General features: G+C 70.8%; 25 protein-coding genes. 12 read left to right on the plus strand and 13 right to left on the minus strand.

Annotation, left to right across the window (positions count from 1 at the left end; genetic code table 11):
• Nucleotides 1–22 precede the first annotated feature (22 nt).
• The gene (locus ACWDXC_RS18845; protein ID WP_449983350.1) at nucleotides 23–562 is read right to left on the minus strand and encodes a hypothetical protein; all 540 of its coding nucleotides are present in this window, start codon (nucleotides 560–562) and stop codon (nucleotides 23–25) included.
• A 191-nt stretch (nucleotides 563–753) separates the two neighbouring features.
• Between ACWDXC_RS18845 and ACWDXC_RS18850 the strand changes: the two genes are divergently transcribed.
• A complete protein-coding gene (locus tag ACWDXC_RS18850) occupies nucleotides 754–1,308 on the plus strand; it encodes a hypothetical protein (RefSeq protein WP_449983353.1) in 555 nt (184 codons plus the stop codon).
• Nucleotides 1,309–1,317: 9 nt separating this feature from the next.
• Here ACWDXC_RS18850 and ACWDXC_RS18855 read toward each other — a convergent pair whose 3' ends face one another.
• Both ACWDXC_RS18855 and ACWDXC_RS18860 read right to left on the minus strand, forming a co-directional pair.
• Nucleotides 1,318–2,154 (minus strand): SDR family NAD(P)-dependent oxidoreductase, encoded by an 837-nt coding sequence (locus tag ACWDXC_RS18855; RefSeq protein ID WP_449983356.1) that lies wholly within the window; start codon nucleotides 2,152–2,154, stop codon nucleotides 1,318–1,320.
• Nucleotides 2,155–2,202: 48 nt separating this feature from the next.
• Nucleotides 2,203–2,385, minus strand: a complete 183-nt coding sequence (locus ACWDXC_RS18860) for a hypothetical protein (RefSeq protein ID WP_449983359.1) — start codon at nucleotides 2,383–2,385, stop codon at nucleotides 2,203–2,205.
• A 182-nt stretch (nucleotides 2,386–2,567) separates the two neighbouring features.
• Between ACWDXC_RS18860 and ACWDXC_RS18865 the strand changes: the two genes are divergently transcribed.
• Nucleotides 2,568–3,467 (plus strand): LysR family transcriptional regulator, encoded by a 900-nt coding sequence (locus ACWDXC_RS18865; RefSeq protein ID WP_449983362.1) that lies wholly within the window; start codon nucleotides 2,568–2,570, stop codon nucleotides 3,465–3,467.
• On the opposite strand, the gene ACWDXC_RS18870 is transcribed toward ACWDXC_RS18865, so the two are convergent.
• Nucleotides 3,462–3,965, minus strand: a complete 504-nt coding sequence (locus ACWDXC_RS18870) for an Lrp/AsnC family transcriptional regulator (protein WP_449983364.1) — start codon at nucleotides 3,963–3,965, stop codon at nucleotides 3,462–3,464. The genes ACWDXC_RS18865 and ACWDXC_RS18870 overlap by 6 nt on opposite strands.
• Before the next feature lie 102 nt (nucleotides 3,966–4,067).
• On the opposite strand from ACWDXC_RS18870, the gene ACWDXC_RS18875 reads away from it, so the two are divergent.
• Nucleotides 4,068–5,051 carry a threonine ammonia-lyase gene (locus tag ACWDXC_RS18875; protein WP_449983367.1) on the plus strand — a complete coding sequence of 328 codons (984 nt, stop codon included), beginning with the start codon at nucleotides 4,068–4,070 and terminating at the stop codon, nucleotides 5,049–5,051.
• A gap of 10 nt (nucleotides 5,052–5,061) precedes the next feature.
• Here ACWDXC_RS18875 and ACWDXC_RS18880 read toward each other — a convergent pair whose 3' ends face one another.
• The gene (locus ACWDXC_RS18880; RefSeq protein WP_449983370.1) at nucleotides 5,062–5,934 is read right to left on the minus strand and encodes an aldo/keto reductase family oxidoreductase; all 873 of its coding nucleotides are present in this window, start codon (nucleotides 5,932–5,934) and stop codon (nucleotides 5,062–5,064) included.
• 142 nt (nucleotides 5,935–6,076) lie between these two features.
• On the opposite strand from ACWDXC_RS18880, the gene ACWDXC_RS18885 reads away from it, so the two are divergent.
• On the plus strand, nucleotides 6,077–6,505 hold the full coding sequence (locus ACWDXC_RS18885; RefSeq protein WP_449983458.1) for a winged helix-turn-helix transcriptional regulator: 429 nt from the start codon (nucleotides 6,077–6,079) through the stop codon (nucleotides 6,503–6,505).
• Here the strand turns inward: ACWDXC_RS18885 and ACWDXC_RS18890 are convergent.
• The 5 genes from ACWDXC_RS18890 to ACWDXC_RS18910 form a co-directional block, all read right to left on the minus strand.
• On the minus strand, nucleotides 6,481–7,992 hold the full coding sequence (locus tag ACWDXC_RS18890; protein ID WP_449983373.1) for a serine hydrolase domain-containing protein: 1,512 nt from the start codon (nucleotides 7,990–7,992) through the stop codon (nucleotides 6,481–6,483). The genes ACWDXC_RS18885 and ACWDXC_RS18890 overlap by 25 nt on opposite strands.
• Before the next feature lie 178 nt (nucleotides 7,993–8,170).
• A complete protein-coding gene (locus ACWDXC_RS18895; RefSeq protein ID WP_449983376.1) occupies nucleotides 8,171–8,815 on the minus strand; it encodes a response regulator transcription factor in 645 nt (214 codons plus the stop codon).
• Nucleotides 8,806–9,921, minus strand: coding sequence for a sensor histidine kinase (locus ACWDXC_RS18900; RefSeq protein WP_449983379.1), 1,116 nt, complete (start codon nucleotides 9,919–9,921; stop codon nucleotides 8,806–8,808). Before ACWDXC_RS18900 ends, ACWDXC_RS18895 begins: the two co-directional genes overlap by 10 nt.
• Nucleotides 9,922–9,996: 75 nt before the next feature.
• Nucleotides 9,997–10,425, minus strand: a complete 429-nt coding sequence (locus ACWDXC_RS18905; RefSeq protein WP_449983381.1) for an SRPBCC family protein — start codon at nucleotides 10,423–10,425, stop codon at nucleotides 9,997–9,999.
• Nucleotides 10,422–10,760, minus strand: coding sequence for an ArsR/SmtB family transcription factor (locus ACWDXC_RS18910; protein ID WP_449983384.1), 339 nt, complete (start codon nucleotides 10,758–10,760; stop codon nucleotides 10,422–10,424). The genes ACWDXC_RS18905 and ACWDXC_RS18910 overlap by 4 nt, the downstream gene beginning before the upstream one ends.
• A 78-nt stretch (nucleotides 10,761–10,838) precedes the next feature.
• Here ACWDXC_RS18910 and ACWDXC_RS18915 point away from each other — a divergent pair, with 78 nt between their 5' ends.
• A complete protein-coding gene (locus ACWDXC_RS18915) occupies nucleotides 10,839–11,309 on the plus strand; it encodes a DUF1579 family protein (protein WP_449983387.1) in 471 nt (156 codons plus the stop codon).
• A gap of 13 nt (nucleotides 11,310–11,322) precedes the next feature.
• On the opposite strand, the gene ACWDXC_RS18920 is transcribed toward ACWDXC_RS18915, so the two are convergent.
• Together ACWDXC_RS18920 and ACWDXC_RS18925 are read right to left on the minus strand one after the other, a co-directional pair.
• Complete coding sequence (locus ACWDXC_RS18920) at nucleotides 11,323–12,714, minus strand: hypothetical protein (RefSeq protein WP_449983389.1); 1,392 nt, start codon at nucleotides 12,712–12,714, stop codon at nucleotides 11,323–11,325.
• Nucleotides 12,715–12,719: 5 nt separating this feature from the next.
• The gene (locus tag ACWDXC_RS18925; RefSeq protein ID WP_449983392.1) at nucleotides 12,720–13,235 is read right to left on the minus strand and encodes a peptidase inhibitor family I36 protein; all 516 of its coding nucleotides are present in this window, start codon (nucleotides 13,233–13,235) and stop codon (nucleotides 12,720–12,722) included.
• A gap of 308 nt (nucleotides 13,236–13,543) precedes the next feature.
• On the opposite strand from ACWDXC_RS18925, the gene ACWDXC_RS18930 reads away from it, so the two are divergent.
• Nucleotides 13,544–14,590 (plus strand): beta family protein, encoded by a 1,047-nt coding sequence (locus ACWDXC_RS18930; RefSeq protein WP_449983395.1) that lies wholly within the window; start codon nucleotides 13,544–13,546, stop codon nucleotides 14,588–14,590.
• 130 nt (nucleotides 14,591–14,720) lie between these two features.
• On the opposite strand, the gene ACWDXC_RS18935 is transcribed toward ACWDXC_RS18930, so the two are convergent.
• A complete protein-coding gene (locus ACWDXC_RS18935) occupies nucleotides 14,721–15,974 on the minus strand; it encodes a glycoside hydrolase family 18 protein (RefSeq protein WP_449983398.1) in 1,254 nt (417 codons plus the stop codon).
• Nucleotides 15,975–16,310: 336 nt separating this feature from the next.
• Between ACWDXC_RS18935 and ACWDXC_RS18940 the strand changes: the two genes are divergently transcribed.
• The 6 genes from ACWDXC_RS18940 to ACWDXC_RS18965 all read left to right on the plus strand — a co-directional run bounded on the left by ACWDXC_RS18940 (nucleotide 16,311) and on the right by ACWDXC_RS18965 (nucleotide 22,952).
• Complete coding sequence (locus ACWDXC_RS18940; RefSeq protein ID WP_449983401.1) at nucleotides 16,311–17,753, plus strand: aspartate aminotransferase family protein; 1,443 nt, start codon at nucleotides 16,311–16,313, stop codon at nucleotides 17,751–17,753.
• Nucleotides 17,735–18,775 (plus strand): NAD-dependent epimerase/dehydratase family protein, encoded by a 1,041-nt coding sequence (locus ACWDXC_RS18945; protein ID WP_449983404.1) that lies wholly within the window; start codon nucleotides 17,735–17,737, stop codon nucleotides 18,773–18,775. The genes ACWDXC_RS18940 and ACWDXC_RS18945 overlap by 19 nt, the downstream gene beginning before the upstream one ends.
• A gap of 20 nt (nucleotides 18,776–18,795) precedes the next feature.
• A complete protein-coding gene (locus tag ACWDXC_RS18950; RefSeq protein WP_449983406.1) occupies nucleotides 18,796–19,764 on the plus strand; it encodes a UbiA prenyltransferase family protein in 969 nt (322 codons plus the stop codon).
• On the plus strand, nucleotides 19,761–20,996 hold the full coding sequence (locus tag ACWDXC_RS18955) for a glycosyltransferase family 4 protein (protein ID WP_449983409.1): 1,236 nt from the start codon (nucleotides 19,761–19,763) through the stop codon (nucleotides 20,994–20,996). The genes ACWDXC_RS18950 and ACWDXC_RS18955 overlap by 4 nt, the downstream gene beginning before the upstream one ends.
• 38 nt (nucleotides 20,997–21,034) lie before the next feature.
• Nucleotides 21,035–21,943: a lysylphosphatidylglycerol synthase domain-containing protein gene (locus ACWDXC_RS18960; protein WP_449983413.1), complete on the plus strand. Its 909-nt coding sequence runs from the start codon at nucleotides 21,035–21,037 to the stop codon at nucleotides 21,941–21,943.
• Nucleotides 21,944–22,079: 136 nt separating this feature from the next.
• Nucleotides 22,080–22,952 (plus strand): endonuclease/exonuclease/phosphatase family protein, encoded by an 873-nt coding sequence (locus ACWDXC_RS18965; RefSeq protein WP_449983416.1) that lies wholly within the window; start codon nucleotides 22,080–22,082, stop codon nucleotides 22,950–22,952.
• Nucleotides 22,953–23,636: the final 684 nt, after the last annotated feature.

Here is a 23,636-nt window from a genome sequence, read left to right on the forward strand (position 1 = left end):
GTGACGGGCTCAGGTGACCGGCTCAGGTGATGGTGAGCGTCGTCACCCCGTTCGCCCCGGTGAGCCCGGTGGTGAGGCACTTCAGCAGGTCCGGCTGGACGAGCGTCACGGTCTGCACGGCTGACCGGCCCTGGAACCGGCCCTGGACGACAGGGCCGGTGAACGTGGTGATCACCTGACCGGCCACGGCGGTGCTGCTCCCGGCGCCGTCGATGGCGCTGCTGTCGCCGGTGTTCCACTCGACGACCCGTACCGCCTCGAAGCCGTCGAGGAGGTCGTTGCACCCGGCGAAGATCGTGAACCGCTCCCCGTACGTCCCGCTCGTGACCTGGCCCGCGCCGTCGAGGCAGGAGCTGAAGTTCCCGCTCACCGTCACCTCGATGTCCCGCGGCGTGAAGGTCACCCCCGGGCTGTACGTGACGGTCTCGGTGCCCTGGCACTGCGCGGGCGCCGCCGCCTGGGCGGGACCCGCGGCCGGGACGGCCACGCTGAAGGCGGCGACGGCCGCGACGGCGATCAGGACGCGCACGCCTCGGCGCGGCCGAGAGGAACGAGGGGTCACCAGGCACTCCCAAGGACGGAATCATCGGACGTACCAAGACATGACAGCTTCATCCTCGGTACGCCGCTATGCCCGCGATGGTGGCAGAATCGTACCTTGTCGACACACTCCGTGACCTCTACTGTCCTGGGTGGGGGTCCGGAGAACCGGCTCCCAGCGCCTGTTCCGCCTCGTCGCGAAAGGGACGCCCCATGCGCACCGGAGCCACCTCAGCCAGGACCGCGGTCTGCGGCGCCGTCCTCGCGCTGCTCTGCCCCCTGGGCCTGGCGTACGCCGCACCGGCGCACGCCATCGGCCAGGACGTCCTCTGCTCGATCGACGGCACCAACACCCTGGCCTTCTCGCCCAAGCTGCGCCTGACCGAGCAGAACGTGACCATGACCGGCACCGGCACCTACCCGACCTGCGTGTCCAGCGACCCGGACATCACCTCGGGCACGTCGACGATCTCCGGGCAGGGCAGCCTCGGCTGCCTGTCCGGCTCCATGCCCGCGACCGAGGTCGTCACCTGGAACACCGGCGAGACCTCGACCATCAGCTACACCGTCACGCTCAACGTGGTCGCGGGCCAGTCGGTCTTCGCCGTCGTCGGCGCCGTCACCGCGGGCAAGTTCGCCGGCGACACCGTGACCTCCGAGGGCGTCACCCTGGAGGACCCCATCACGCCGCTCCTCGACTGCCTGGCTCCCGGCTACGGCGGCAGCACCGGCGCGACCATCCTCACCCTCACCGACCTCCAGCCCTGAGCGCCGGCGTCACGTCCCGCCGTGGGACGCGGCCGAGAGCTCCTGCCACTCGTCCCAGGTCCTGAGCCGGTCGGCGTAGACCTGCTGGACCATCGGGTGGATGCCCACGCCGAAGATCACCCGCAGCGGCGGATTGTCCAGGTCGACGAGAGTGAGCAGCGCCTGGGCCGCGGCGGCCGGGTCACCGGCGGGCAGCCTCCCGGTCATCGCGCCGAGACGCCTGCGGACGTCGTCGTAGGCCGGATCCGTCCGGGCCAGGTGGCCGTTGGCCAGCGGGTCCGGGTTCTTGCCGTCGCGGGTGGCGAACGTGCCGGGCTCGACGACGGTCACCTTGACGCCGAACCCGGCGACCTCGGCGGCCAGGGCCTCGTTGAGCCCTTCGAGCGCCCACTTGGAGGCGTGGTAGGCGCCGCCGAGCGGCATCGTGATGATCCCCGCGGCCGACGAGAGCTGGACGATGTGCCCGGAGCGCTGCTCGCGCAGGTACGGCAGCGCGGCCTGGATCACCCAGACCGCGCCGAACAGGTTCGTCTCCATCTGGTCGCGCAGCTCCCGCTCGGTCAGCTCCTCGACCGCGCCGAACTGGGCGTACCCGGCGTTGTTCACGACGACGTCCAGGCGGCCGAAGTGCTTCGCGGCCCGCTCGACCGTCGCGAACACGGCCGTCCTGTCGGTCACGTCCAGGACCAGCGGGAGCACCGCGTCGCCGTGGCGGGCGACCAGGTCGTCCAGGCCGGCGACGGTCCTGGCGGTGGCGGCCACCCTGTCACCCCTGGCCAGGGCGGCCTCGACGAACCGGCGGCCGAGACCGCGCGACGAACCGGTGACGAACCAGACCTTGCTCATGATGTCTTCCTCCTCTTCGTTCCGGATGGCCGGGCTGCGTGCCCGAGGTCAGGCGGCCGGCCGGCGGGCGGCGCGGGCCGGCGCGAGCCCGCCCGCGACCGCGCCGGCCAGGCTCAGCAGCGCGCCCGCCAGGGACCAGAGCCGGTCGGCGGTCAGAACGCCGGGACCAGCGTGGGCGTGCGTGCGCCCGATGCTCTTGCGGAGCTCTTCGACGGCGATCGCGACGTTCATGGGAGGCTCCAGTGGGGGGAGTGTTGTTACGCTGTGCACCAGGGCCGGTCCGCGCGCTCTATGGGGCCGGACCTCACTGTGCAGAGCCGCTGGACCCCGATCAACGCCGTTCTCGGCGCACCCGCGATAACACCCCGGTTATCACCGCTGGACAGAGCCTGGATCAACCTGAAATCGGGCCAATGGAGATACGTGACATAACGATCTTTCTGGTGCTCGCCGAGGAGTTGCACTTCGGCCGGGCCGCCGCGCGGCTGCACGTCTCCCAGGCCCGGGTCAGCCAGGCCATCGCCGAGCAGGAACGCCGCCTGGGCGGCGCGCTGTTCGACCGCTCCAACCGGCGCAGGATCGAGCTCACCCCGCTCGGCCGGCAGCTCCACGGCGAGCTCGGGCCGGCCTACGCCGCCCTGTGCGAGGCCATCGAACGCGCCCGCCTCGCGGCCCGGGGCATCACCTCCGTGCTCCGCGTCGGCATGCTGCCGATGAACGTCCACGACCTGCGCCCCTACTGGGCCACCTTCCGCGCCCGCCACCCCACCTGGGAGCTGCGCTTCAGCCACCCGCCCTTCACCGACATGTTCGGCAACCTGCGCCGCGGCGAGCTCGACGTCCTGGTCGCCTGGTTACCGGTCGAGGAGCCCGACCTCACCGTCGGCCCGGTGCTCTTCTCCGAGCCGCGGGTGCTCGCGGTGTCCGCCGGGCACGAGCTCGCCCGGCACACGTCCGTCTCCCTGGAGATGGTCAGCGACTACCAGCACCCGGACACCGACATCGGGCCGGCGTACTGGTTCGAGAGCTACCTGCCCGCCCGGACCCGCAAGGGCCGCCGCATCGAGCGCGGCCCCCTGGTCCACAATCCCAACGACGTGCTCACCCTGACCGGCCTGGGCGAGGTCGTGACCGTCTTCCCCGCGCACATGGCCCGCTACGGCGCCCGCCCCGACCTCACCTACCTGGCCGTACGCGACATGGGCGCCCTGCCGTACGCCCTGGTGTGGCGCACCAAGGCGGAGAGCGGCCCCATCCGCGCCCTCGCCAGGACCGTCCGCGACCTCGGCCCGCTGCGGACAGGCGACCTATGACCGCCCGTCCTGGGGCAGGGCGGGCAGGGGGAGGGTCAGGCCGGTCTTGACGGTGTCGAAGACGACCAGCGTCTCGTAGCGCTGGACGTTGTCGTCCGCCTTGAACAGGCGGTCGCCGAGCCGGCCGCAGTCGCGGGTGCTCCGCGCGGCCAGGACGACCACGTAGTCCCACGGCCCCGCGACCCGGTAGCACTGCTGGACCTGCGGGTCGGCGCGCATCCGGCCGGCGAAGGCGCGGTGGTGCTCGAACGACTCCCTGGCCAGGGTCACCAGGACCGTGGCCAGGACGGTGGGGCCGAAGAGGTGCGGGTCGAGGACGGCGACCTGCCGGGTGATGAGGCCGTCCCTGCGGTAGCGGGCGATCCGCCGCTGGACGGCGCTGGGCGAGAGCCCGACCTGCTCGCCGAGCTCGTGCAGGGTGCGCCCGGAGTCCTGCTGGAGCAGGTCCAGCAGGTGGGCGTCGATCTCGTCCAGGCGGGGCGGCGGCGGTTCGGGCATGCAAGATTATTGCGTCGCGGGGCGAAGATCCTCAATCGGTTCGATCAGGGGTTCGGCTAACGTCGGCCGGGTTCCCGAAGCTACCGAGGAAGGGCGGCGCGCGTGGATCTGGACGTGGCGCGGATCGAGAAGGCCGTGCGGGTGATCGATCCGGTGTTCCTGGACACGCCGCAGTATCTCGACGAGCAGCTGTGCCGGGCGCTGGGCGGCCGGGCGGTGACCGTCAAGGTGGAGACGGCCAACCCGGTGCGCAGCTTCAAGGGCCGGGGCGCCGATCTGATGCTGAGCACCCTCGCCCCCGGCACGCCGGTGGTGTGCGCCAGCTCGGGCAACTTCGGGCAGGCCGTCGCCTACGCCGGGCGGGCCCGGGGGATGCCGGTCGAGGTGTTCGTGCCTGAGACGGTCAACCCCGGCAAGCGTGAACGGATGGAAGCGTTCGGCGCCCGCGTCATCGCGGCCGGGCCCGACGGGTCGGCCGCGCGGGAGGCCGCGGCCGCCTACGCCGCGGACCACCCTGACCGCTTCTACGCGCAGGACGGCTCGCAGGCGGCGATCGCCGAGGGCGCCGGGACGATCGGGGTCGAGCTGACCCGGCCCCGGCCGGGTGGCGCGGGGCGCCCGGCGTACGACGCCGTCGTGCTCCCGGTCGGCGACGGCGCGCTGATCAACGGCGTGGGGCGGTGGATGAAGGAGCACGCTCCCGGCACCCGGATCGTCGGCGTCAACGCCGAGGGCGCGCCCTCGATGCTGCAGAGCCTGCGCGCCGGCCGCCCGGTCCGCGTCGAACGCGCCCGCACCTTCGCCGACGGGATCGCGGTGAGCCTCCCGCTGGAAGCCTCGGTGCGGCGGGCCCGCGCCCTGGTGGACGAGATCGTCCTGGTGAGCGACGAGGCCATCGCCGCGGCCGTGGAGCTGGCGGCGCGCACGCTGGGCATCCTCCTGGAACCGGCGGGCGCGGCCGGCCTGGCCGCGATCGCCCAGGGCCTGGTCCCCGGCGACCGGCCGGCGACCGTGCTGACCGGCGCCAACCCCCGCCCCGAGCAGATCCGGGAGCTCGCGGCCCGGCTGGCGCGCTCCTCCTGCTGAAGGGGGCCGGTCAGCGGCTGATGCCGTCCAGCTCGGCCAGGTCCTCCTCCGAGAGGGACAGGCCCGCGCCGGCGACGTTCTCGCGCAGGTGGGCCGTCGACGAGGTGCCGGGGATGAGCAGGATGTTCGGTGACCGCCGCAGCAGCCAGGCCAGCGCGACGGACATCGGCGCTGCCCCCGCACGGGCGGCGACCGCCGAGAGCGCCGACGACTGGAGCGGGGTGAAGCCCCCGAGCGGGAAGAAGGGCACGTACGCGATGCCGTCGGCGGCGAGCCGGTCGATGAGCGCGTCGTCGCCGCGGTGGGCGAGGTTGTACATGTTCTGCACGCACACGATCGGCGCGATGCTCCGCGCCTCCGCGACCTGCTCCGCCGTGGCGTTGCTGACGCCGAGGTGACGGATCAGGCCCTGCCGCTGAAGGTCGGCCAGCGTCCCGAACGCCTCGGCGAGCGAGCCTGGCCGCGGGCCCTCGGCGTCGCCGAGCCGGAGGTTGACCAGGTCGAGAACGTCGAGCCCTAGGGACTCCAGGTTCTCGTGGACCTGGCGGCGCAGGTCCTCCGGCCGCCGGGCCGGAGGCCAGCCGCCCTGCTCGTCGCGGGTCGCGCCCACCTTGGTGGCGATGCGCAGCGACTCGGGGTAGGGGTGCAGCGCCTCGCGGATCAGCTCGTTGGTGACGCGCGGCCCGTACGCGTCGCTGGTGTCGATGTGGGTGATGCCGAGGTCGACCGCCTCGCGCAGCACGGCCAGGGCGCCGTCGCGGTCGGCGGGCGGCCCCATGACCCACGGGCCGGCCAGTTGCATGGCGCCGTACCCGAAGCGGGTGACGGTCAGGTCGCCCAGGGTCCAGGTGCCGCCGGGAAGAGTGCGAGCCGGGGTGCTCATGTCATCGCCTTTCGTCATGCCATCAGGAGGTGGCGTCCGCCGCCTCCTTGCATCAGCATTGGAGAGAAGCTTCCTTTCCGGAAGTAGGCACTCTGAAGTGCGTAACTCGCCCAGCGGTGAGAGGTGCGAAGCGGTGACGACGATGAAGGCGGCCCAGAAGAGGGCCCAGGCCAAGGTGGAGTACAACGCGTTCCTGGCGGAATGCCCCAGCCGGCGGCTGCTCGACCGGATCTCGGACAAGTGGGTCGTCCTGATCCTGTGCGCGCTGGGCGGCGACAGCGGCGCCGACGAGGGCGGTGCGGCTCCGCAGGCGATGCGTTACTCCGAGATCTCCCGTCTGCTGGCCGGGGTCAGCCAGAAGATGCTGACCCAGACGCTGCGGGCGCTGGAGCGCGACGGGCTGCTCGTCCGCACCGTGACGCCGACCGTCCCCGTCACCGTCACCTACGAGCTGACCGACCTCGGCCTCTCGCTCCACCGCATGGCGCGCGGGCTCAGGGGCTGGGCGCAGTCGCACATGGGGGAGGTCCTCGCCAACCGCGAGACCTACGACACCCGCGCCTCCGGCTGAGCACGGCCGGGCGGCGAGCCTCGGTGGCCCGCGCCGCCCTGCCGCAGGAGTGCGCGGATGCGGGCGGCCAGGACCAGGAGCCCGGTCGCGGCGGTCAGACCGGCCGTGGCGAGAAGGGCCGGCCAGAGGTGCGATAGCGGGACGAAGGTGACGTCACGGCCGCCGGTGACCAGCTCCAGGAGGCGCGGCAGGAAGACGAACCCCGGCAACGGCAGCAGATAGGGCACCAGCCGGAGCGCCGTCCGCCAGCGTGCGGCGCCGGCGCGGCGCCGCGCCCAGAGCCGCGCCCGGCGGGCCTTGACCGCCCCGGCCGCCACGATCGACAGCGCCGCGGCGAGGGCGGTCAGGTCGGCGACGAAGGCCAGCGGGAGCGGGGCGCCCGCGCCGGACGATCCCCGGGTCAGGGCGATCAGGTCCTCCATGACGGCCTCGACATCGGCCTCCAGCGGCATCCGGCTGTTGGACATCAGCGCGATGCCGTACCCGGTGTCGGGCAGCAGCACCATGGTCGCCGTCGAGGTGAACGACGATCCGGGGTGCGTGATCTGCCGGGGGCCGCCGTAGGTGTCGGGATTGTCCCAGCCGAGGGCGTAGCGCCCGTCGGGCGCGCTGGGCCGGCGCAGCTCCCGCAGCCCGCGCCGGGACAGGACCGCGCTCGTCGCGTCCCGGGTGTGCAGGGCCAGCCACCGGGCGAGGTCGTCGGCCGTGGTGACGACGCCGGCCGAGCCGGCCACGAACCGGTCGGGCTCGGTGCGCGGCCAGGTGAGGCCGAGGAAACGGTTGTGCCCGTCCACGAGCCCCGGCACCGGGTCCCGCCAGTTGCCGACGGTCACGGTCGAGGTCATCCGCAACGGGGTGAACACCCGCCGGTCGAGCTGGTCGGCGAAGGGCACCCCGCTCACCACCTCCACCAGCCGCGCGGCCACCCAGTAGTTGGCGTTGTGGTAGTCGTGCCGCACGCCCGGCGCGGCGGCCAGCCGGGCGTGGCGCAGGTCCGCCACCGCCTGGCGGAGCGAGTCCGGCTGGGGGAGCGTGGCCTCCGGGTACGTGGTGTCCGACATGCCGGAGCTGTGGTCGAGCAGGTGACGGACGGTGATCCGCCCGGCCCTCGGGTCGGCCGGGGCGAACTCCGGCAGATGGCGCACCACGGGATCGTCGAGGCCGAGGCGACCGGCCTCGACCAGCTGCATCACCGCCAGGGCGGTGAACGACTTCGACAGCGACGCGATCCGCATCGGCGTACGGCTCGTGACCGGCTCGCCTCGCGCGTCGTGCCCGTACCCGCCGGTGTGCAGGACGCGGCCGTCCTTGACGAGCGCCACCGCGACGCCGGGCAGGCGGGCCGGGCCGAGGTTGGCCCGCACCACGCCGGCGATCGCGGCCGGGTCCGGTCGCGGGGGCGCCGCCGAGGCGGGGGAGGCCGCCGGGCCGAGACAGAACACGGCCGCGGCCGCACCGCTCACGAGCCGCCTGGTCAACACGTTCATACGCACTCCATCGGAAAGGGGCAGGCTTCATCGGAAAAAGGGAGGCTCCGCCGGAAGGGAGCAGGCTTCATCGGGGAGGGGCAGGCTCCTTCGGAAAGGGGCAGGCTCCATCGGAAAGGGCAGGACGAGGGGACCGGCCGCGGCTCGCAGGGCCGCCCGGTCGTCGGGTCAGGAGGGGTTACTCGTTCAGGAAGAGCACGATGGCCAGGACCCGCCGGTTGTAGCCGTCGGCGTGCGCGAGGCCGAGCTTGTCGAAGATGGCGTTGGCGTGCTTCTCCACCGCGCTGCGCGAGACGTGCAGGCGGGCGGCGATCGACTCGTTGGTGTGCCCCTGCGCCATCCGGGCCAGCACCTCGTGCTCGCGCGGGGTGAGCCGGGCCAGGGCCACGGTGTCGCGGGCGCGGTTGAGCAGCCGCCGGACGACCTCCGGGTCGAACGCCGTGCCGCCGTCCGCCACCCGCCGCAGCGCCTCCAGGAAGTCGCCGACCTCGGCCACCCGGTCCTTCAGCAGGTAGCCGGCCCCGCGCGCGTCGCCGTCGAGAAGCTGGGCGGCGTAGCGGGTGTCGACGTACTGCGACAGCATCAGCACGCCGATCCCCGGATGCCGCCGCCGGACGGCGAGCGCGGCCCGCAGGCCCTCGCTGGTGTACGTGGGCGGCATGCGGACGTCGGCGATGACCACCTCCGGCCGATGCTCGTCACACGCGGCGACCAGCGCCTCGCCGTCGCCGACGGCCGCCACGACCTCGTGGCCGTCCTCGCCCAGCAGCCGGGTCAGCCCCTCACGCAGCAGCGTGTTGTCCTCGGCCAGCACTACGCGCACGGCAGCTCCGCCCGCAGCGTCGTCGGCCCGCCTGCGGGGCTGTCCAGCTCGAACCGGCCGTCGTGGGCCGCCACCCGCCGGGCCAGGCCCGACAGGCCGCGCCCGTCGGCCCGCGCGCCGCCGACACCGTCGTCGGCGACCCGGACCAGCAGGACGCCGCCGGACCGGCTGATCCCGACCTCGACGCGCCCGGCCCGGCTGTGCTTGAGCGCGTTCGTCACCGCCTCGCTGACCACGAAGTAGGCGGCCGTCTCCACGGCCGGGCCGGGCCGTACCGGCAGGTCGAGGTCGAGGACGATCGGCACGCTCGACCCTTCGGCCAGCGACTCCAGCGCCGCCGGCAGGCCGCCGTCGTCCAGTGCCACCGGGTAGATCCGCCAGGCCACCTCCCGCAGCTCCTCCAGCGCGCGGCGGGACTCCTCCCGCGCCTGGCGGAACAGCGGGGCCGCGGCGCCCGGGTCGCCGAGGCGCTCGGCGCGGCCGAGCAGCATGCCCAGAGCCACCAGCCGCTGCTGCACGCCGTCGTGCAGGTCCCGTTCGATCCGCCGCCGCTCGTCGTCGACGGCCTCCAGGACCTCCGTCCGCGTCCGCGACAACTGCTGGACGCGGCTGCGCAGCATCTCCCTGTCGCTGGGCGCCAGGCCCCACTCCGCCAGCCGCCGCTCCAGCGCCGCCAGGCCGATCAGCGCCTGCGCCGCCAGGAACAGGACGAGGAGCCCGAACGCCGTCCAGGTGATCGGGTCGTACCAGCTCATCGCGGCCCGCGTGCCCGAGCCGCCGGACAGCGCCCGCCGGCTCACCACCACCCACACCCCGACCAGCACCAGCACCGCGCCGCCGAGCCCGCCCACCACGGCGTGCGCCGCCACGTACGCTAGCGAGCGTCCCCCGGCCGGCCCCGGCGGTATCGCGCCGCCCAGGCAGCGGTTGACCCGGACCCGATCGGTCTCGGCCAGCCACCGGGTGCCGCGGACCGACCACGGCCGGGTCGCCGGTAGGGCCAGCATGGGCACCGCGACGACGACCCACGCCAGCTCGACCACGGCCGTCACCGCCCCGAGCACCAGCCCGGCCGTGCCGCGCGCCGCCCCCCGTACCACGTCCATACTCATGACTCTAGGGAGCCGACCGGCGATGCCGCATTGAAGGTTTCCGCACAGCCGGCCCTCCGCCACCAGCCGTCAGTCCGTGGCCGTGGCCGTGGCCGCGGCCTCGCCGAGGCGGGGCAGCAGGTGCGCCCAGCCGCCGCCGGTCTCCTCCTCCAGCGGGGCGGGCAGGCCGCTGTGGCGCAGGGTGAGCGTGGTGCCGTCACCGTCGGGGGTCAGGGTGACCTCGACCCGGGAGGCGCCGGGGCCGAGGCCGGGCGCTCCCGGCGTGGGCTCCCAGCCGAAGGTGAAGACCAGCCGTTCGTACGGGACGAGCTCCACGAACTGGCCGCGCATCACCGGGCGCGGGCCTTCGTGCATCGCCACCCGCAGCGTGCCGCCGGGGCGGGCGTCGAGCTCGGCCGTCCCCCACCAGCGCGCCAGGCGGGCCGGGTCCGTGAAGAACCGCCACACCGTCTCGGGACGCGCCCGGATGTGCAACGTCTGCTCGATCGTCCTGCTCACGGTGATCCCTTCGCGTCGTGCTCGCCGGTGTCCGCGCGCTCTTCCCGCTCGGCCTCGCGCTGGAGGCGGCCGAGCGAGGCAGACCACATCGACTCCAGGAACGTCACCGCCTCGGCCAGCCCTTCGGGGCGCAGCCGGTAGAAGCGGCGGTTGCCGGCGCGGCGCACGTCGACCAGACCGGCCGCCACCAGCGTCCGCAGGTGCTGGGAGACCGCCGGGCGGCTGATCTCCGGGAAGCGCCCGGCGATCTCGCCCGCCGACACCTCGCGGTCCCGTACGAGGACGAGGATGGCGCGGCGCGTCGGGTCCGCCACCGCCCGCAGGGCATCGTCCATGCGTTTGCGCACCCTCCGGGAGCTGTGTAAGTGTTTAAGCAACCGCTTACATACTAGTGCAGTGAGAGGGACACGCCCATGACGGAAGCCGGCAACACCCATGCCCCGCCCCCGGAGAACCGCCGCCTGAACGCCCTGGCCGGCCGTTGGCGCTCCCAGGGGCGGACCGTCGCCACGCCGTCCGAACCGGCGATCCACATCACCGGTTCGGACACCTACGAGTGGCTGGCGGGCGAACACTTCCTCGTCCACCGCGTGGACGTGCGCGTGAACGGCGAGCCCGTCGAGGTCATCGAGATGATCGGCCCCTACGACCCGGCGACCCGCACCTATCCCGCGCGCTCCTTCGACAACCACGGCGCCTTCGCCACCATGCGGGCGAGCGTCGACGACGACGGCGTCTGGACGTTCGCGGGGGAGACGGAGCGGGCGACGCTGACGATGGCCGAGGACGGCGCCTCCATGGCCGCCACCTGGGAGCGCACCGACGACGGCTCGGCCTGGCGGCACTGGATGGACATGACCTTCACCAAGGACCCCGCCGCCTGACGGGGTCCCGGAGCTATCGGACCCTGATGAAGAACGCGTCCTTGTGGGCGATGCGGTCCCAGTTGTACCAGGCCAGCAGCACTTCGCCCGCCTTCTTGTTGTCCCGCCAGAAGACCGGCCTGGCGGAGAACATGTTCTGGTAGCGGGCGCCGCCGTACTCGTCGGCGGGATACTTCCAGCGGCCGGCGCCCTCGAAGGTGGAGGCGAAGGGATACTCGTCGCATTCGAAGGCGGGACGGCTGTCAGGGCCGTCGGGGTCGTCCGGCGGCCACCTCGGCTCGTTCCACCGGGGGAAGTACGGATCGCATCCCCACGCCTTGGCCTCGTACCGGTTGGCGGCGACGCGCTTCTCGGAGTAGCCGCCGTCGCCGTCGTACTTCTCCACCAGCCGGTGCAGCGGGTTGCTCATCGACTTGCCGGGAAGCTGCTTGTCGGAGAACGGCGGCTTGGTCTCCTTCGGGCGGTTCAGTGCCTGGTCCAGATGGTCGGCGACCTCCTTGTACCCGCTGTTGGCCGCCGAGCTGAACGTCAGGAACGGATGCGGCCTGGCCTCTCCCGGAGGATCGGGCACGTAGAAGATGGAGCCCCGCTTGGCCGTGCCGTTGTACCAGGAGGAGTCGAAGCGGATGCTGGTGGCCGGGTGCTCGGCCTGCTCGGCGCCCAGGTAGCCGGGCACCTGGCCGAGGGAGAGCACGGTCACCTCGCCGTGGACGAACTGGTCGCCGTGCTGCCGGGCGGGCGGCTGAGCCTGTGAGATGAACTCGACGCTCGCGGTCCAGTCCCGCTGCCAGTGCGACACCGGCCTCAGCGCCCCGTTGGCGGTCGGCGCCGAACAGTCGGCCGGCGGGCCGTTGGTGTAGCACCGCATGCTGAGGCTGTAGGTGGCCTCCGGGTTGAGGAAGACCCCGGTGGGGACCATCGAGGTCACGTGGAAGCCGAAGCCCAGGTAGCGCTCGGACCTGCTCGGGCGGTCGGGGTCCTGAGTGTGCTCACCGTAGCCGATGACGGTGAAGGTGGTTCTCAGCTTGCCGTGGATGACGCAGACGTCGGGCCGCTGCGGGTCGCAGGCCTTGGCCGTCGACTCGGTCTTGTAGTCGCGCTTGCACCACGCGAAGCGGTTCTTGATCCAGCCGCCCGGCTCGTCGGCCTCGTCGCTGGCGGCGCAGTCGGACGGGCTGATGTAGTCGTAGTCACCCGCCGCGACCTTGCGCAGGACGTCGTCGGCATCGGTCCCGGCCGTGGCGTGCTCGGGGCCGCTCCGGGCCTGATCGGCGGTCTCGTCCAGGGTGAACGTCGTGGTGGTGGACCTGATCCAGTCACGGTCGGCCGCGGGGTCGGCCGCCGCCGGTGTCATCGACGCCAGGAGCGTGAGCGTCGCGGCGATGGCCACGCTGACAGAGCGCATGGCCATCAGCTCCCGCAGTAGGTGTGGAAGAAGTCGGCCCGGTTGTCCTTGCCGGCCTCCACGTAGGAGGCACGCGCGTTCGCGGCCTCCCGCCAGAGGGTGTCGAAGGGGTCGACGTCCCTGTCGTAGACCTCGACCAGGTGCCGGGTGTTGTTCACCCAGGAGGTGGCCTGGTTCCCGAAGCCGTAGTCGGTCAGGGACTGGTTGCCGCCGCAGTCGCGGAACTGCAGCATGCGCCCGATCCAGTTCCTGTCCTGGAAGAAGCAGTACCAGCCGCTCGGGCAGGTGGCGGCGGCGCCGGCGCGCGGGATGACGACCTTGACCGACCCTCCGGCGTAGGTGATCACGCCCGGCGCGCTCTGCACGCCGCCCGGGTAGTCGTGCAGTTGACTGTCCACCTGTTCCTGGACCGACGGATCCACCCGATCCGCCTGCGCTGCGCCCATCGGCATGGCCGTGAAGCCCGACAGCGTGATCAGCGTGACTGCCGCCACGCGCAGTGGTGTGAGCCTGGGTAACACGTCGCCTCCTCGCAGTTGTGTCAGGTTCGCCGGAAACAGTAGTCGAGGCTTTTGTCAAGAAACTCGGCTCCGGCGAGCAGTCGATATCGAATCGAAACGGTTGATGCACACGGGGAATGGGGAACGTCGCCCTCCGGTGATGTGCCGGCCCTGTCCTGGCGGGTTTCGGGCGACCTGAAACGCGATCCCGTAATGGCCCGGAGCCCGGGAATGGTGAAGGCGTGCGGACCTGACTGTGCGGATATTGACGCCCTCACCGGCGAAGTGCACCGTCAGGGCAGGGACGGCAACCGCACGGAGAACCCGCCATGACGGCGTACACGGTCATCGTCAACAGCCGTCGGCCGAGCCTGCAGGCGCTCGGCCATGCGAGCAAGGAGGTCAAGGACAGCGTCAGGCCACTGATCGAGGTCGTGGCCCGGCCGGGCGACGGATCCCCGAAGGTGGCCGTGGACCGGGTGACAGGGCAGCTCCGGCAGAATCGGCTGGACAGCGGCGTCGACCTCGCCCTGGACACGAGGCCGCTCGTCGGCCGCTTCGGAAAACCGGGCGCCCGGGAAGCCTTGCAGTTTCTCGCCGTGGAGCTCGACTTCTATTCTTTCCGCCCCGTAGCGCATCTCGGCGACACCCTGGACGATCTCAACGAGGTGCGTGACGCCATTCAGAAACAACAGAGCGGAGTATGTCTCCGGGTGGACGGCGAATTCCTCCCGAGTTTGCGCGGCCCCGAGATGCTTTTCGAGCAACTGCGCTCCATAGGGGAACCGGCATGGCGTACCGACCTGGTGATCGACTGCGGCTACATCACCTCGCCCGCCACCGCCTTCACCCGCGTGGCGGACTGCCTGGGGCCGCTCGTCGACGAGGCCGGCCGCTGGCAGTCGGTCACCGTCGTGGCCGGATCGTTCCCGCCGCCCGAGACCTTCGTCACGCCTGCCACCGCGCAGGTCACATGCATTCCCCGGCGTGAAGCCGACCTCTGGCGCCGCATCGCCGGCTCCTGGGACGAGGTCGGCTACGGAGATTACGGGGTCGACCATCCCGGCCTGCTGCTCGACGAGCCCGGCTGGCCCGCGCCCAACCTGCGCTACACGGTCGGGCGCCGATGGTTCCTGTACTACTGGCCCGTCGGTGAGGACCGGAAGCACACGCCCTTCTACGACCTCTGCCAGGAACTGGTCGAGTCGCCGGACTGGCCGCACGAGGGCGCGGACTTCTCCTGGGGCGACGAGCGGATCGCCAGGGCCGCCCGCAGGGACGGCGGCGCCGGTGGCGCCGGTGAGTGGAAGGCCTACTCGCTGTCCCACCATCTGGCCACCGTCGTCGGCATGCTCCGGCGGGAGGGGCGGCCGTGACGCCGTCGTGGACGCGCTCCAGCCTTCGGGCGATCGCGCAGCCGGGGGAACGCATGGGCCGTGGCGACTCTCCCTGACCGCGGCCGGAAGGCGCGATCAGGGAGAGTCACAAGATCTTGGCCAAGCGCATCTAGCGCAGGACCCTGTACAAGGCGGAGGTGAGGGAGGCCTTGGCGTCGTCGCCGTCGATGGACCACATCATGTAGCCGCCCAGCTTCTTGTGCCGGATGTAGGCGGCCTTCTGCAGCATCACCGTCGGGTCGTCGTACGTCCAGAACTCGTTGCCGTCGTACAGCCACACGGCGCCGGTCCTGAGGTCGCGGTAGCGCTTGCCGGGCTTGGCGAGGATGTCCTTGTAGTCCTCGGAGCCGGCTTCCCACTTGCCGGGGGCCGCGCCGGTGGCGGGCTGGTACACGCCGTCCCGGGCGGGTCCGGCGGGGACTCCGGTCCAGCCCTTGCCGTAGGCGGGGACGCCGGCGACGAGCTTGCGGGCGGGGGCGCCGCGCTCGCGGTAGTAGGTGATGGTCTGGTCGAGGCTCTCGCGGATCTCGTTGGGGTCGCGGCGGTCGTTGAAGAGGTTGGAGTGGTGGCCGGTGATCTTGTCCCACGGGCCGTGCAGGTCGTAGCCCTGGATGGTGGCGTAGTCGAGGTTGCGGAAGATCTTCGGCACTTCGAGGCCGGCGTCGATGACGCGGGTGGCGGCGGGCAGGAACGCCGTCAGCAGGGCGTTGCGCCGGTACTCGTCGAGCTGCGACCTGAGCTCGGCGACGAAGGCGGTGAAGTTCTGCTTGTCCTCGGGGCGGACGACGTTACCGGGGGCGCCGGGGAAGCCCGGCCACTCCCAGTCGAGGTCGATGCCGTCGAAGATGCCGGCGCCCGCGCCCTCGGGCAGGCCGGGCAGGTTGCCGCGCAGCCACAGGTCGATGCAGGACTTGGCGAGCTTGCTGCGCGACTCGGGGGTGAGGACGGCGTCGGAGAAGTGCGCGGAGCCGGTCCAGCCGCCCAGCGAGATCAGGATCTTGAGCTTGGGGTACTTGGCCTTGAGCTTCTTGAACTGGTTGAGGTTGCCGTTCAGCGCCTGGCCCTCCGCGTCGGCGACGCCGTCGACGCTCTGCTCGGCGGGCACGGGCCGCTGCCAGTCGGCCCAGGGGTCGGAGGAGTAGCACTCGGCCTGCTGGTTCACGAGCCCGAAGGCGTAGTTGATGTGCGTGAGCTTGCGGGCCGCTCCGCTGGCTTCCATGTCCTTGACGTGGTAGTTGCGGCCGTAGACGCCCCACTGGATGAAGTAGGCGACTCTCTTGAAGCCGTCGCGGTGGGCTTCGGCGGGGGCTGACACCACCGTCATGCCGAGTAAGAGGGTGAGGGCGAGCAGGACCTTCTTCACGTGACGTCTCCCGAATTTATAGGAAACTTTCCTTTAAGTGGCACTGACGGTAGGACGTCGCGATCGGCCAGTCAACGGGCGGACGGCAGGCTGCTGCATGCCGGTACCGGCGGGCGCGTAAGAGGCGCCCGGCCGCTGGAGCCGGCGCCCCCCGGTGCCGGGCCCGGGCGGGCCGTCAGCGCGGGCCCGAATGAATGCCGTGCCACCCGTCTTGGGCGGAAGTTGGGCGGGATTTGAGCGCCCTCACTGTCATCCTACGAATGCCGGTCAGGCAATAAAAGGGCGGGCCGTCACCGACGGAAACGCGGTCTTCACGCCTGCGAAAGGAATGCCCACGTGTCCAAACTGATCACAGTCGACGAGTGTGAGCGTCTTACCGCAAAACAGGTTCACGACCTTTACCGCAAATATGTCAGCCGCAGCCAGGTGTCCCTGATGACCTCCTTCGGATTCGGCCGCGAACTGGTCGACCGGGCGGAAGGCGCGTGGATCTGGACGCGTGACGGCCGCCGCATCCTCGACGTCACGGGCGGGGTCGGAGTTCTCAACCACGGGCACAATCATCCGCGCATCCTGGCCGCCCGCCGCCGCTTCGCCGACCGGCGGCGCATGGAGGTGCACAAGACCTATTTCTCGCCCTACGTCGCCGCCCTCAGCCACAACCTCGCCCAGCTGCTGCCCGGCGACCTGAACATGTCGTTCTTCCCGAATTCCGGCGCCGAGGCCGTCGAAGGCGCGGTCAAGATGGCGTACAAATACCATGAGGGCCGAAGAGGGCAGATCCTCCACGCCGACATCAGCTTTCACGGCAAACTGCTCGGATCCGCCGGTCTCACCGGCGGGGCGCAGAAGAATTTCGCCTTTCCCACGATCCCCGGCATCGGCAGCTTTCGCTACGACGACCTCGATTCCGTACGGGACGCGGTCCGCCGGGCCCGCCGGCCGGACGGCGGCTGCGATGTGTACGCGATTCTCATCGAGCCGTTCAGCGCGTCGACCATGCGGTTGTGCTCGGAGGAGTTCCTGCGCGGGCTGCGGGATCTCTGCACCGACGAAGGCATCATCCTGATCTTCGACGAGATCTACACCGGATGGGGGAAGTCCGGGAGCCTGTTCTATTTCATGCGTTACCCCGATCTCGTCCCGGACATCCTCACGACGTCGAAATCGTTCGGCGGCGGAAAATCCTCGGTCTCGGCGTACATCGCGAGAGAGCCGGTGTTCCGCAAGGCGTACGACAACCTCACCGATTCCCTCCTGCTCAGCACGAGCACGACGTATTACGGGTTCGGCGAGGAGAGCGTCACCGCCATCGAGGCCGTCAACATCGCCGTCGAGGACGACTATCCGAAACGGGCGAGGGACATCGAGCAGGTGTTGGCGCCAGGTCTGGACCGGATCCGCAAGGAGCACGGCCATGCGGTGGCCGACGTGCGCGGCGCCGGTGCGCTGTACGGCGTCTTCCTGGACGGCGGGCCGCGCATCCTCGATCTCGTCGCCAAATTGGCGCCCAGCGGCCTGGCTCGCGACCCGAATTTCCGCGTCAAACTGATCACCTGCTCGGTCATCGACGCCTTATATCATGATCACGACGTCTACGCGTATTACACCTTGAACGGCCGGAATCCGCTCGTCGTGGCACCCCCTTTGGTGGCGGAGCCCGCGGACGTCGAATATTTCCTGGACGCCCTGGACCAGACCTTGGCCAAGGGCCTGTCGCGGCTCCTCGTCCGATTCGTACGGGAGAAGGTGGCGCCGCGATGGCCGAGCGGATCGTAGTCACCGGAAGCGCGGGAATGCTCGGCGGCGCACTGGCCCGGCATCTCGTCGGGCAGGGCCGTGACGTCGTCGGCGTGGACCTGCGCCTGTCGCCCGACCCCGGCTACGGCTGGCGGCAGCGGATCGGCGACATCCGCGACACCGCGATGCTGACCGACGCGATGGCGGGGGCCGACGCCGTCGTGCACTGCGCCGGTGCGCTGCCGAGCTACCCGGCTGCCCAGATCCACGACGTGATCGTCCACGGCACCCGCAGCGTGCTCGAGGCCGGACGCCGCGCCGGCGTCGAGCGGGTCGTCCACATCTCGTCCACCGCCGTCTACGGGCTGCCCAAGCTGGTGCCGACCCCGGAGGATCATCCGCGCGAGCCGGTCGACCCGTACACGCGGGCCAAGAGCGCGGCGGAGGAAGTGGCCGAAGAATACCGGGCGGACGGCATGTGCGTTCCGATCCTGCGTCCCAAGACTTTCGTCGGCCCCGGCCGGATGGGCCTGTTCGCGATGCTCTTCGAGTGGGCCGAGGAAGGGCGCAACTTCCCCGTCCTGGGCGACGGCAATACCCGCAACCAGATGCTGGCCATCGAGGACCTGGTGGAGGCCGTCGTCGGCGTCCTTTCCGCTCCGGCGGACGTGGCGGGCGACACGTACAACATCGCGGCCGCGGAGTTCGGCACGGTCCGGGAGAACTTCCAGGCGGTGCTCGACGCCGCGGGCCACGGCAAGCGGGTGGTCTCGCTCCCGGCTCGGCCGGCCCTGGCCGGACTCCGGATCCTGGAGCGGATGCGGCTCTCCCCGGTGTACGGGCGGCTGGCCCACAAACTGCTCGACGACTCCTACGTCAGCATCGACAAGGCCCGTGACCGGCTCGGCTTCCGGCCCCGGCTGTCCAACCGGGAAGCGATCCTCCGCACGTACGAGTGGTGGCAGGAGCAACGTCAGGCCAGGTCGTCCGGGAAGGCGGGCCGGACCAGCCGCGATGCCTGGCGGCAGGGCGCACTGTCACTCGCGAAGGTCTTCTTCTGAGCCTGGCCGGAGGTTGCGACATGCACGTCATGGGATCCACCGGTGTGCCGAGGAACTCCGAGCGCCCGGACCTACCGGCAGAGCAGGCCGAGGGCGGCCGGCTGCGGTGGGTCCTGGACCTCGTCCGGCTGGCGCGGCCGCTGCACTCCGTCAAGGCGGTCTTCTTCGTCCCGCTCGCGCTCATCGACGCCTGGCCCTGGAACGTCGCGATGGCCGGCAGGATCGCGTGGGCTGTGGGCGCGTTCATGCTGGCCTCCGCCGCGGTCTACGTCGGCAACGACATCGCCGACCGGCACCGGGACGGCCGCCATGAGGTCAAATGCCACCGCCCCATCGCCTCCGGCCGGATTCCGGTGCCGGTGGGATACCTCTACTGCGCCGGACTGCTCGCCTCGCTCGGCGCGGTGCTGGCCTTCGCCCCTGTCCCGAGCTGGCCGGTGCTGGTGTACCTGGGGCTCAACGTGGCCTACAGCCTGGTTCTCAAGCACGTTCCGCTCGTGGACCTGAGCGCGGTGGGGCTGGGCTTCGTCCTCCGGGTCGTCCAGGGTTATCTGGCGGTGGGCGAACCCGTCGCCCACTGGCTCCTGGTCACGGTGCTGGCGGTGTCCGTGCTGTTCCTCCTCGGCAAGCGACGCCAGGAACTCCTGGGCGCGGGAGCCGCGCACCGGCCGGCGCTCCGCGGCTACACGGTGGAGCTGACCGGCTGGCTCATGCAGGTCACGTCGGTGTTCGCCCTCATCTCCGGCCTCATGTACCTGGGGACCGGGGCTTCGCTGAGCCGCGACCACGGCCAGACGGCGATGGCGCTGTCCGCCCCGTTCGCGCTCTTCATCGTCTTCCGCTACCTGCAGATCCAGCTGACGAGCCGGAACGACGGCGACCCGGTGCGGCACCTGCTGCGCGACCGCACCCTGCAGTGCGCCTGTGTTCTGTGGGCGGTCGCGTTCAGCGTCCTGTTGATGCTCGACAACCATCCCGCCATGCCGTGAACGCATGCCATGAACTCACGCCCTGGTCGCGTCCGGGTGAGGAACCGATGCCTGCCATGAGTGCTCATGAATTCGACGTTGCGATCATCATCAACTATTACGCTCCGTACGTCAGCGGGCTGACGATCTATGCCCAGACGCTGGCGGAGGGACTGGCCAAGCGGGGGAGCCGGGTGGCGGTCGTGGCCGTCCAGCACGACGAGTCGCTGCCCCTGCGGGAGCTCCGCGCCGGCGTCTCGATCTTCCGCAGCCCCGTCCGCACCAGAATCGGGCGGGGGCCGGTGAGCCCGCAGTTCGTGCCCCTTGTCCGGCGTGTCGCTCGCCGGTCGGCGATCGTCAACCTGCATGTGCCGATGCTCGAAGTGGCGCCGATCGCGCTGAGCGTGCGGGACCGGCCCTTGGTGATCACGCACCACACCGACCTGTGGCTGCCACCGGGAATGGTCAACTCGGTCGCCACGAACGCGGTCAGCCGTTCCACGTGGATGGCGATGCGGTTCGCCGACGCCGTCGTACTGAACAGCTCCGATCAGGCGCGTGGCTCCAAGCTGTGGCCCATGATCAGGCGCAGGCACTGGCGCGGGATCGCGCCGCCGTGCCTGGATCGCCGGGGCGCCGAGCCGAACCATCGTGACGGCCCCGGGCTGCACATCGGATTCCTCGGCCGGATCGTGGAAGAGAAGGGGATCGAATACCTGATCCGGGCATTCCAGCTGCTCGACGACCCGGACGCCCGGCTGCTGATCGGCGGCGACTGGATCGAGGTGGCCGGCGGCGGAATCGAGGATCGGCTTCGCCCGCTCATCGGCGACGACAGCCGGGTGCGGATGCTCGGCATGCTGCGAGGAGGCCAGATCGACGACTTCTATGCGTCGATCGACGTCTTCGCCCTGCCGTCCATCTGGGAATCCTTCGGCATCGTGCAGGCCGAGGCGATGATGGCCGGCGTCCCTTCGGTCACCACGGACTTTCCTGGAGGACGCTCGCCCGTCATGGAAACGGGGTTCGGCCGCCGGGTCCCGATGCGTGATCCGGCCGCGCTGGCCCGCGCGATCACCGAGCTCGCGGCCCTGACCCCGGATGAGCGCGCGGAGGGCGGGCGCAGGGCCCGGGAGCTCTACGACAAGGAGAACTGCTTCAAGGCGTACGAGGAGCTGTTCGATCAGCTCGTTCCGCTCCGGGACCGCCCCTCCGTCATCGGCTCGCATCGCCGGACCACGATGGTGCGATAGCGGTGCGTTCGCCGAAGAGCGTTCTCAAGGTTCTGAGAGTGGCCGTCTACGCGGCCGTCGCCGTCTTCCTGGGCTGGCAGGTCTGGCGTGTACGACATGGACTCGCGGACAGCCTGAGCTCCGTGGGCTGGGGGGCCGCCGCTGCCGCGGTGGGGGTCACCGTGATGGCGAACTTCCCCGGATTCTTCGGGTGGCGGCTCCTGGTGACGCGCACCTGCGGACGCCTCGCCGTTACCGACGCGGCCTGGCTGTACTTCCTCTCCGGGGTGACGATCTACCTGCCCGGGGCGATGTGGCCCACCGTCACCCAGGCCACGCTCGCCCGGCGGGTCGGAGTGCCGGCGACCAGGCTTCTCGGGGCGGGCCTGGTGATGATGATCATGACGGCGATCGGCGGGACCCTGGTCGGGCTGCTCGCCCTCCCGCGACTGGTGGCGGACAGTCCCCGATGGTGGCTGATGGTGCCGCTCGTGCTCTGCGCCTGTGTGGTCATGCTGGCGCCGCCCCTGCTGAGGCGGCTGATCCGCCTGGGTCAGCGGCTACTGCGACGGGGCGAGCGTGAGATCACGCTTCCCACCGGCAGGGTCTCCCTGGCGGTGATCGCCCTGGGCGTCCTCGGATGGTGGTGCACGGGCCTGCACGCGGCGATCATCGGCATCGCCCTCGGGGTGCCCGCGGCGTCCGCCATGACGCTGGGCATCGGAGGGTTCGCGCTGAGCGCCGTCGCCGGAGGGCTGTCGTTCGCGCCCGCCGGCCTGGGAGTGCGCGAGGCCGTGCTCAGCCTCACCTTCGGCGTTCTGCTCGGCGGGCCGGACCTGGTCACCCTGCTGTTGCTCAGCCGGGCCATCACGACCCTGGGGCACGTGGTCGCGACCCTCGGCGTGCTGGGGCTGCTGGCCGGAATCCGCCGCGTGAAACCGTCAGACACCCATCGACAGGTCAGTTAGGACGCACGCTCCGATGGAACACGCACAGGCGCAAGAAGGCAATCCGTCCCTGTCCCCGCCCGAAGGAGACGACACCGGGGAGCCGCGGGACACCCCGGGCGCGCGACGCCGCTGGTGCAAGGGGACACGGCTCCTCGTGGCCGCCACGGCGGCGTGGATCACGTACCTCGTCCTGCTCATTCTGTTCGCCGGGCGGTGGTGGGTGTGGTCCGTCTTCGAGGCCACTCCTCCGGTGACGGCGGTGGTGGTGCCGCTGCTGCTGCTCGCGTTCGTGTGGTTCGCGCGCCCGGTCCGCCGTTGGCTCTCGGTCGTCCTGGTTCTCCTGCTGCTGGCCGGGGCCTATCTGGCCGGTTACGGCCGTGGATGGTCAGGCGCCACCAGTGCCTCCGGCGGGATCAAGGTGTTCGCCTGGAACACCGGATACTGGGAGATGTGGGACGACAGGGATGACTTCTACGCCTTCCTGCGCCGCCAGGATGCCGACGTCTATCTCCTGCAGGAATATCTGCACGCGAAAGAGGCCGCGCCGTACAACCACGTGTTCCGCATCGACGAGTCGGCCCGGCTGCGGGCGGAATTCCCCGGCTACCACCTGTCCGTCGACAGCACGTTCGTCACTCTTTCCCGGCTGCCCATCGTCGCGACGCACCATGAGCACGTGCCCGGCACCGGCTCCCAGTGGTTCTGGAAGGCGGCGAAGAACCAGCGCACCGACATCCGGATCGACGGGCGCACGGTCTCCTTCTACAACGTCCATCTGCCGACGCCCTTCCGGCTGGGGGACAACCCCTTCCGCGGCAGCCTCTCCGGCGTCTTCACCTCGCAGACCGCCCGGCTCATCGAGAAACAGGCCACCTGGCGGCTCAAGGAACTGGACAGGCTGCGCGCGGACCTCGCCGGCAACCCCAACCCGGCGGTGGTGGCGGGCGACTTCAACACGCCCTGGATGGAGCTCTACCCCCTCGGATCCGGTACGGAGGGCACATTGTCGAGGTACATGTCCCGCTGACGCCCGCCACCGATCCCGCCCACGGGGACGCGCCCGCGCCGCCGCTCACGATCCGATGGATCTACCTCGGCCGTATCGCCCCTGGCGGCATGTACCCCGTCACGGATCTTCGCGCCGACACCCCGCCCGCTGACGTGGCCGAGCTGATCGCCGCCCACGTGAACACCCATCCGCCCACCGCCGCCCCGGACGCCACCACAGGCGGCGCGGGCGGGGTTCCGATCCCGGTGTGTTCCATGCGGCTCCTTCCGTTTACCCCGGCGCGTTGACCAGGGTGCGTTTGTCGGCGGTGTTCCCGCCTAATTCCATGGACGCTCGCTTCCGTAGTGATGTCAATCGGAATTCGCATTCACCTCGCAGAATCTTTCCCACGGGAATTCAGGCAATCCGGCATCGTCCACCGTCGTATTCTTGTTAGGCGAAGAGTCGGGCCTGCCCGGGATGTCAAGCCGAACCGGCGACCTTCTCGCGAGATATTTCCGTAGATCAGCGATTGTTTTGTTAGGGCAGCCTCTCTAGCCGCCGGGGTGACACTATTTGATGCCGGATCGACTTGCCGCCCGCGTTGCCGGCGAGGGGTGGTCGTGACGCAAACGAAAAACACCGGCCCGCACCGGGGCCGGGAAATCAACCGAAAAGGGCGTCACGCAATGGCTATTCACACCCCGGAAATGACCGCTACCG

The sequence above is a fragment of the Nonomuraea sp. NPDC003214 genome (genome assembly GCF_053590035.1).

Excerpts from the sequence above, each read along its gene's own strand:
- ACWDXC_RS18850 (WP_449983353.1), top strand. The coding sequence starts at position 754 with ATGCGCACCGGAGCCACCTCAGCCAGGACCGCGGTCTGCGGCGCCGTC.
- ACWDXC_RS18855 (WP_449983356.1), bottom strand. The coding sequence starts at position 2,154 with ATGAGCAAGGTCTGGTTCGTCACCGGTTCGTCGCGCGGTCTCGGCCGC.
- ACWDXC_RS18860 (WP_449983359.1), bottom strand. The coding sequence starts at position 2,385 with ATGAACGTCGCGATCGCCGTCGAAGAGCTCCGCAAGAGCATCGGGCGC.
- ACWDXC_RS18865 (WP_449983362.1), top strand. The coding sequence starts at position 2,568 with ATGGAGATACGTGACATAACGATCTTTCTGGTGCTCGCCGAGGAGTTG.
- ACWDXC_RS18870 (WP_449983364.1), bottom strand. The coding sequence starts at position 3,965 with ATGCCCGAACCGCCGCCGCCCCGCCTGGACGAGATCGACGCCCACCTG.
- ACWDXC_RS18880 (WP_449983370.1), bottom strand. The coding sequence starts at position 5,934 with ATGAGCACCCCGGCTCGCACTCTTCCCGGCGGCACCTGGACCCTGGGC.
- ACWDXC_RS18885 (WP_449983458.1), top strand. The coding sequence starts at position 6,077 with ATGAAGGCGGCCCAGAAGAGGGCCCAGGCCAAGGTGGAGTACAACGCG.
- ACWDXC_RS18890 (WP_449983373.1), bottom strand. The coding sequence starts at position 7,992 with ATGAACGTGTTGACCAGGCGGCTCGTGAGCGGTGCGGCCGCGGCCGTG.
- ACWDXC_RS18900 (WP_449983379.1), bottom strand. The coding sequence starts at position 9,921 with ATGGACGTGGTACGGGGGGCGGCGCGCGGCACGGCCGGGCTGGTGCTC.
- ACWDXC_RS18910 (WP_449983384.1), bottom strand. The coding sequence starts at position 10,760 with ATGGACGATGCCCTGCGGGCGGTGGCGGACCCGACGCGCCGCGCCATC.
- ACWDXC_RS18915 (WP_449983387.1), top strand. The coding sequence starts at position 10,839 with ATGACGGAAGCCGGCAACACCCATGCCCCGCCCCCGGAGAACCGCCGC.
- ACWDXC_RS18920 (WP_449983389.1), bottom strand. The coding sequence starts at position 12,714 with ATGCGCTCTGTCAGCGTGGCCATCGCCGCGACGCTCACGCTCCTGGCG.
- ACWDXC_RS18930 (WP_449983395.1), top strand. The coding sequence starts at position 13,544 with ATGACGGCGTACACGGTCATCGTCAACAGCCGTCGGCCGAGCCTGCAG.
- ACWDXC_RS18945 (WP_449983404.1), top strand. The coding sequence starts at position 17,735 with ATGGCCGAGCGGATCGTAGTCACCGGAAGCGCGGGAATGCTCGGCGGC.
- ACWDXC_RS18950 (WP_449983406.1), top strand. The coding sequence starts at position 18,796 with ATGCACGTCATGGGATCCACCGGTGTGCCGAGGAACTCCGAGCGCCCG.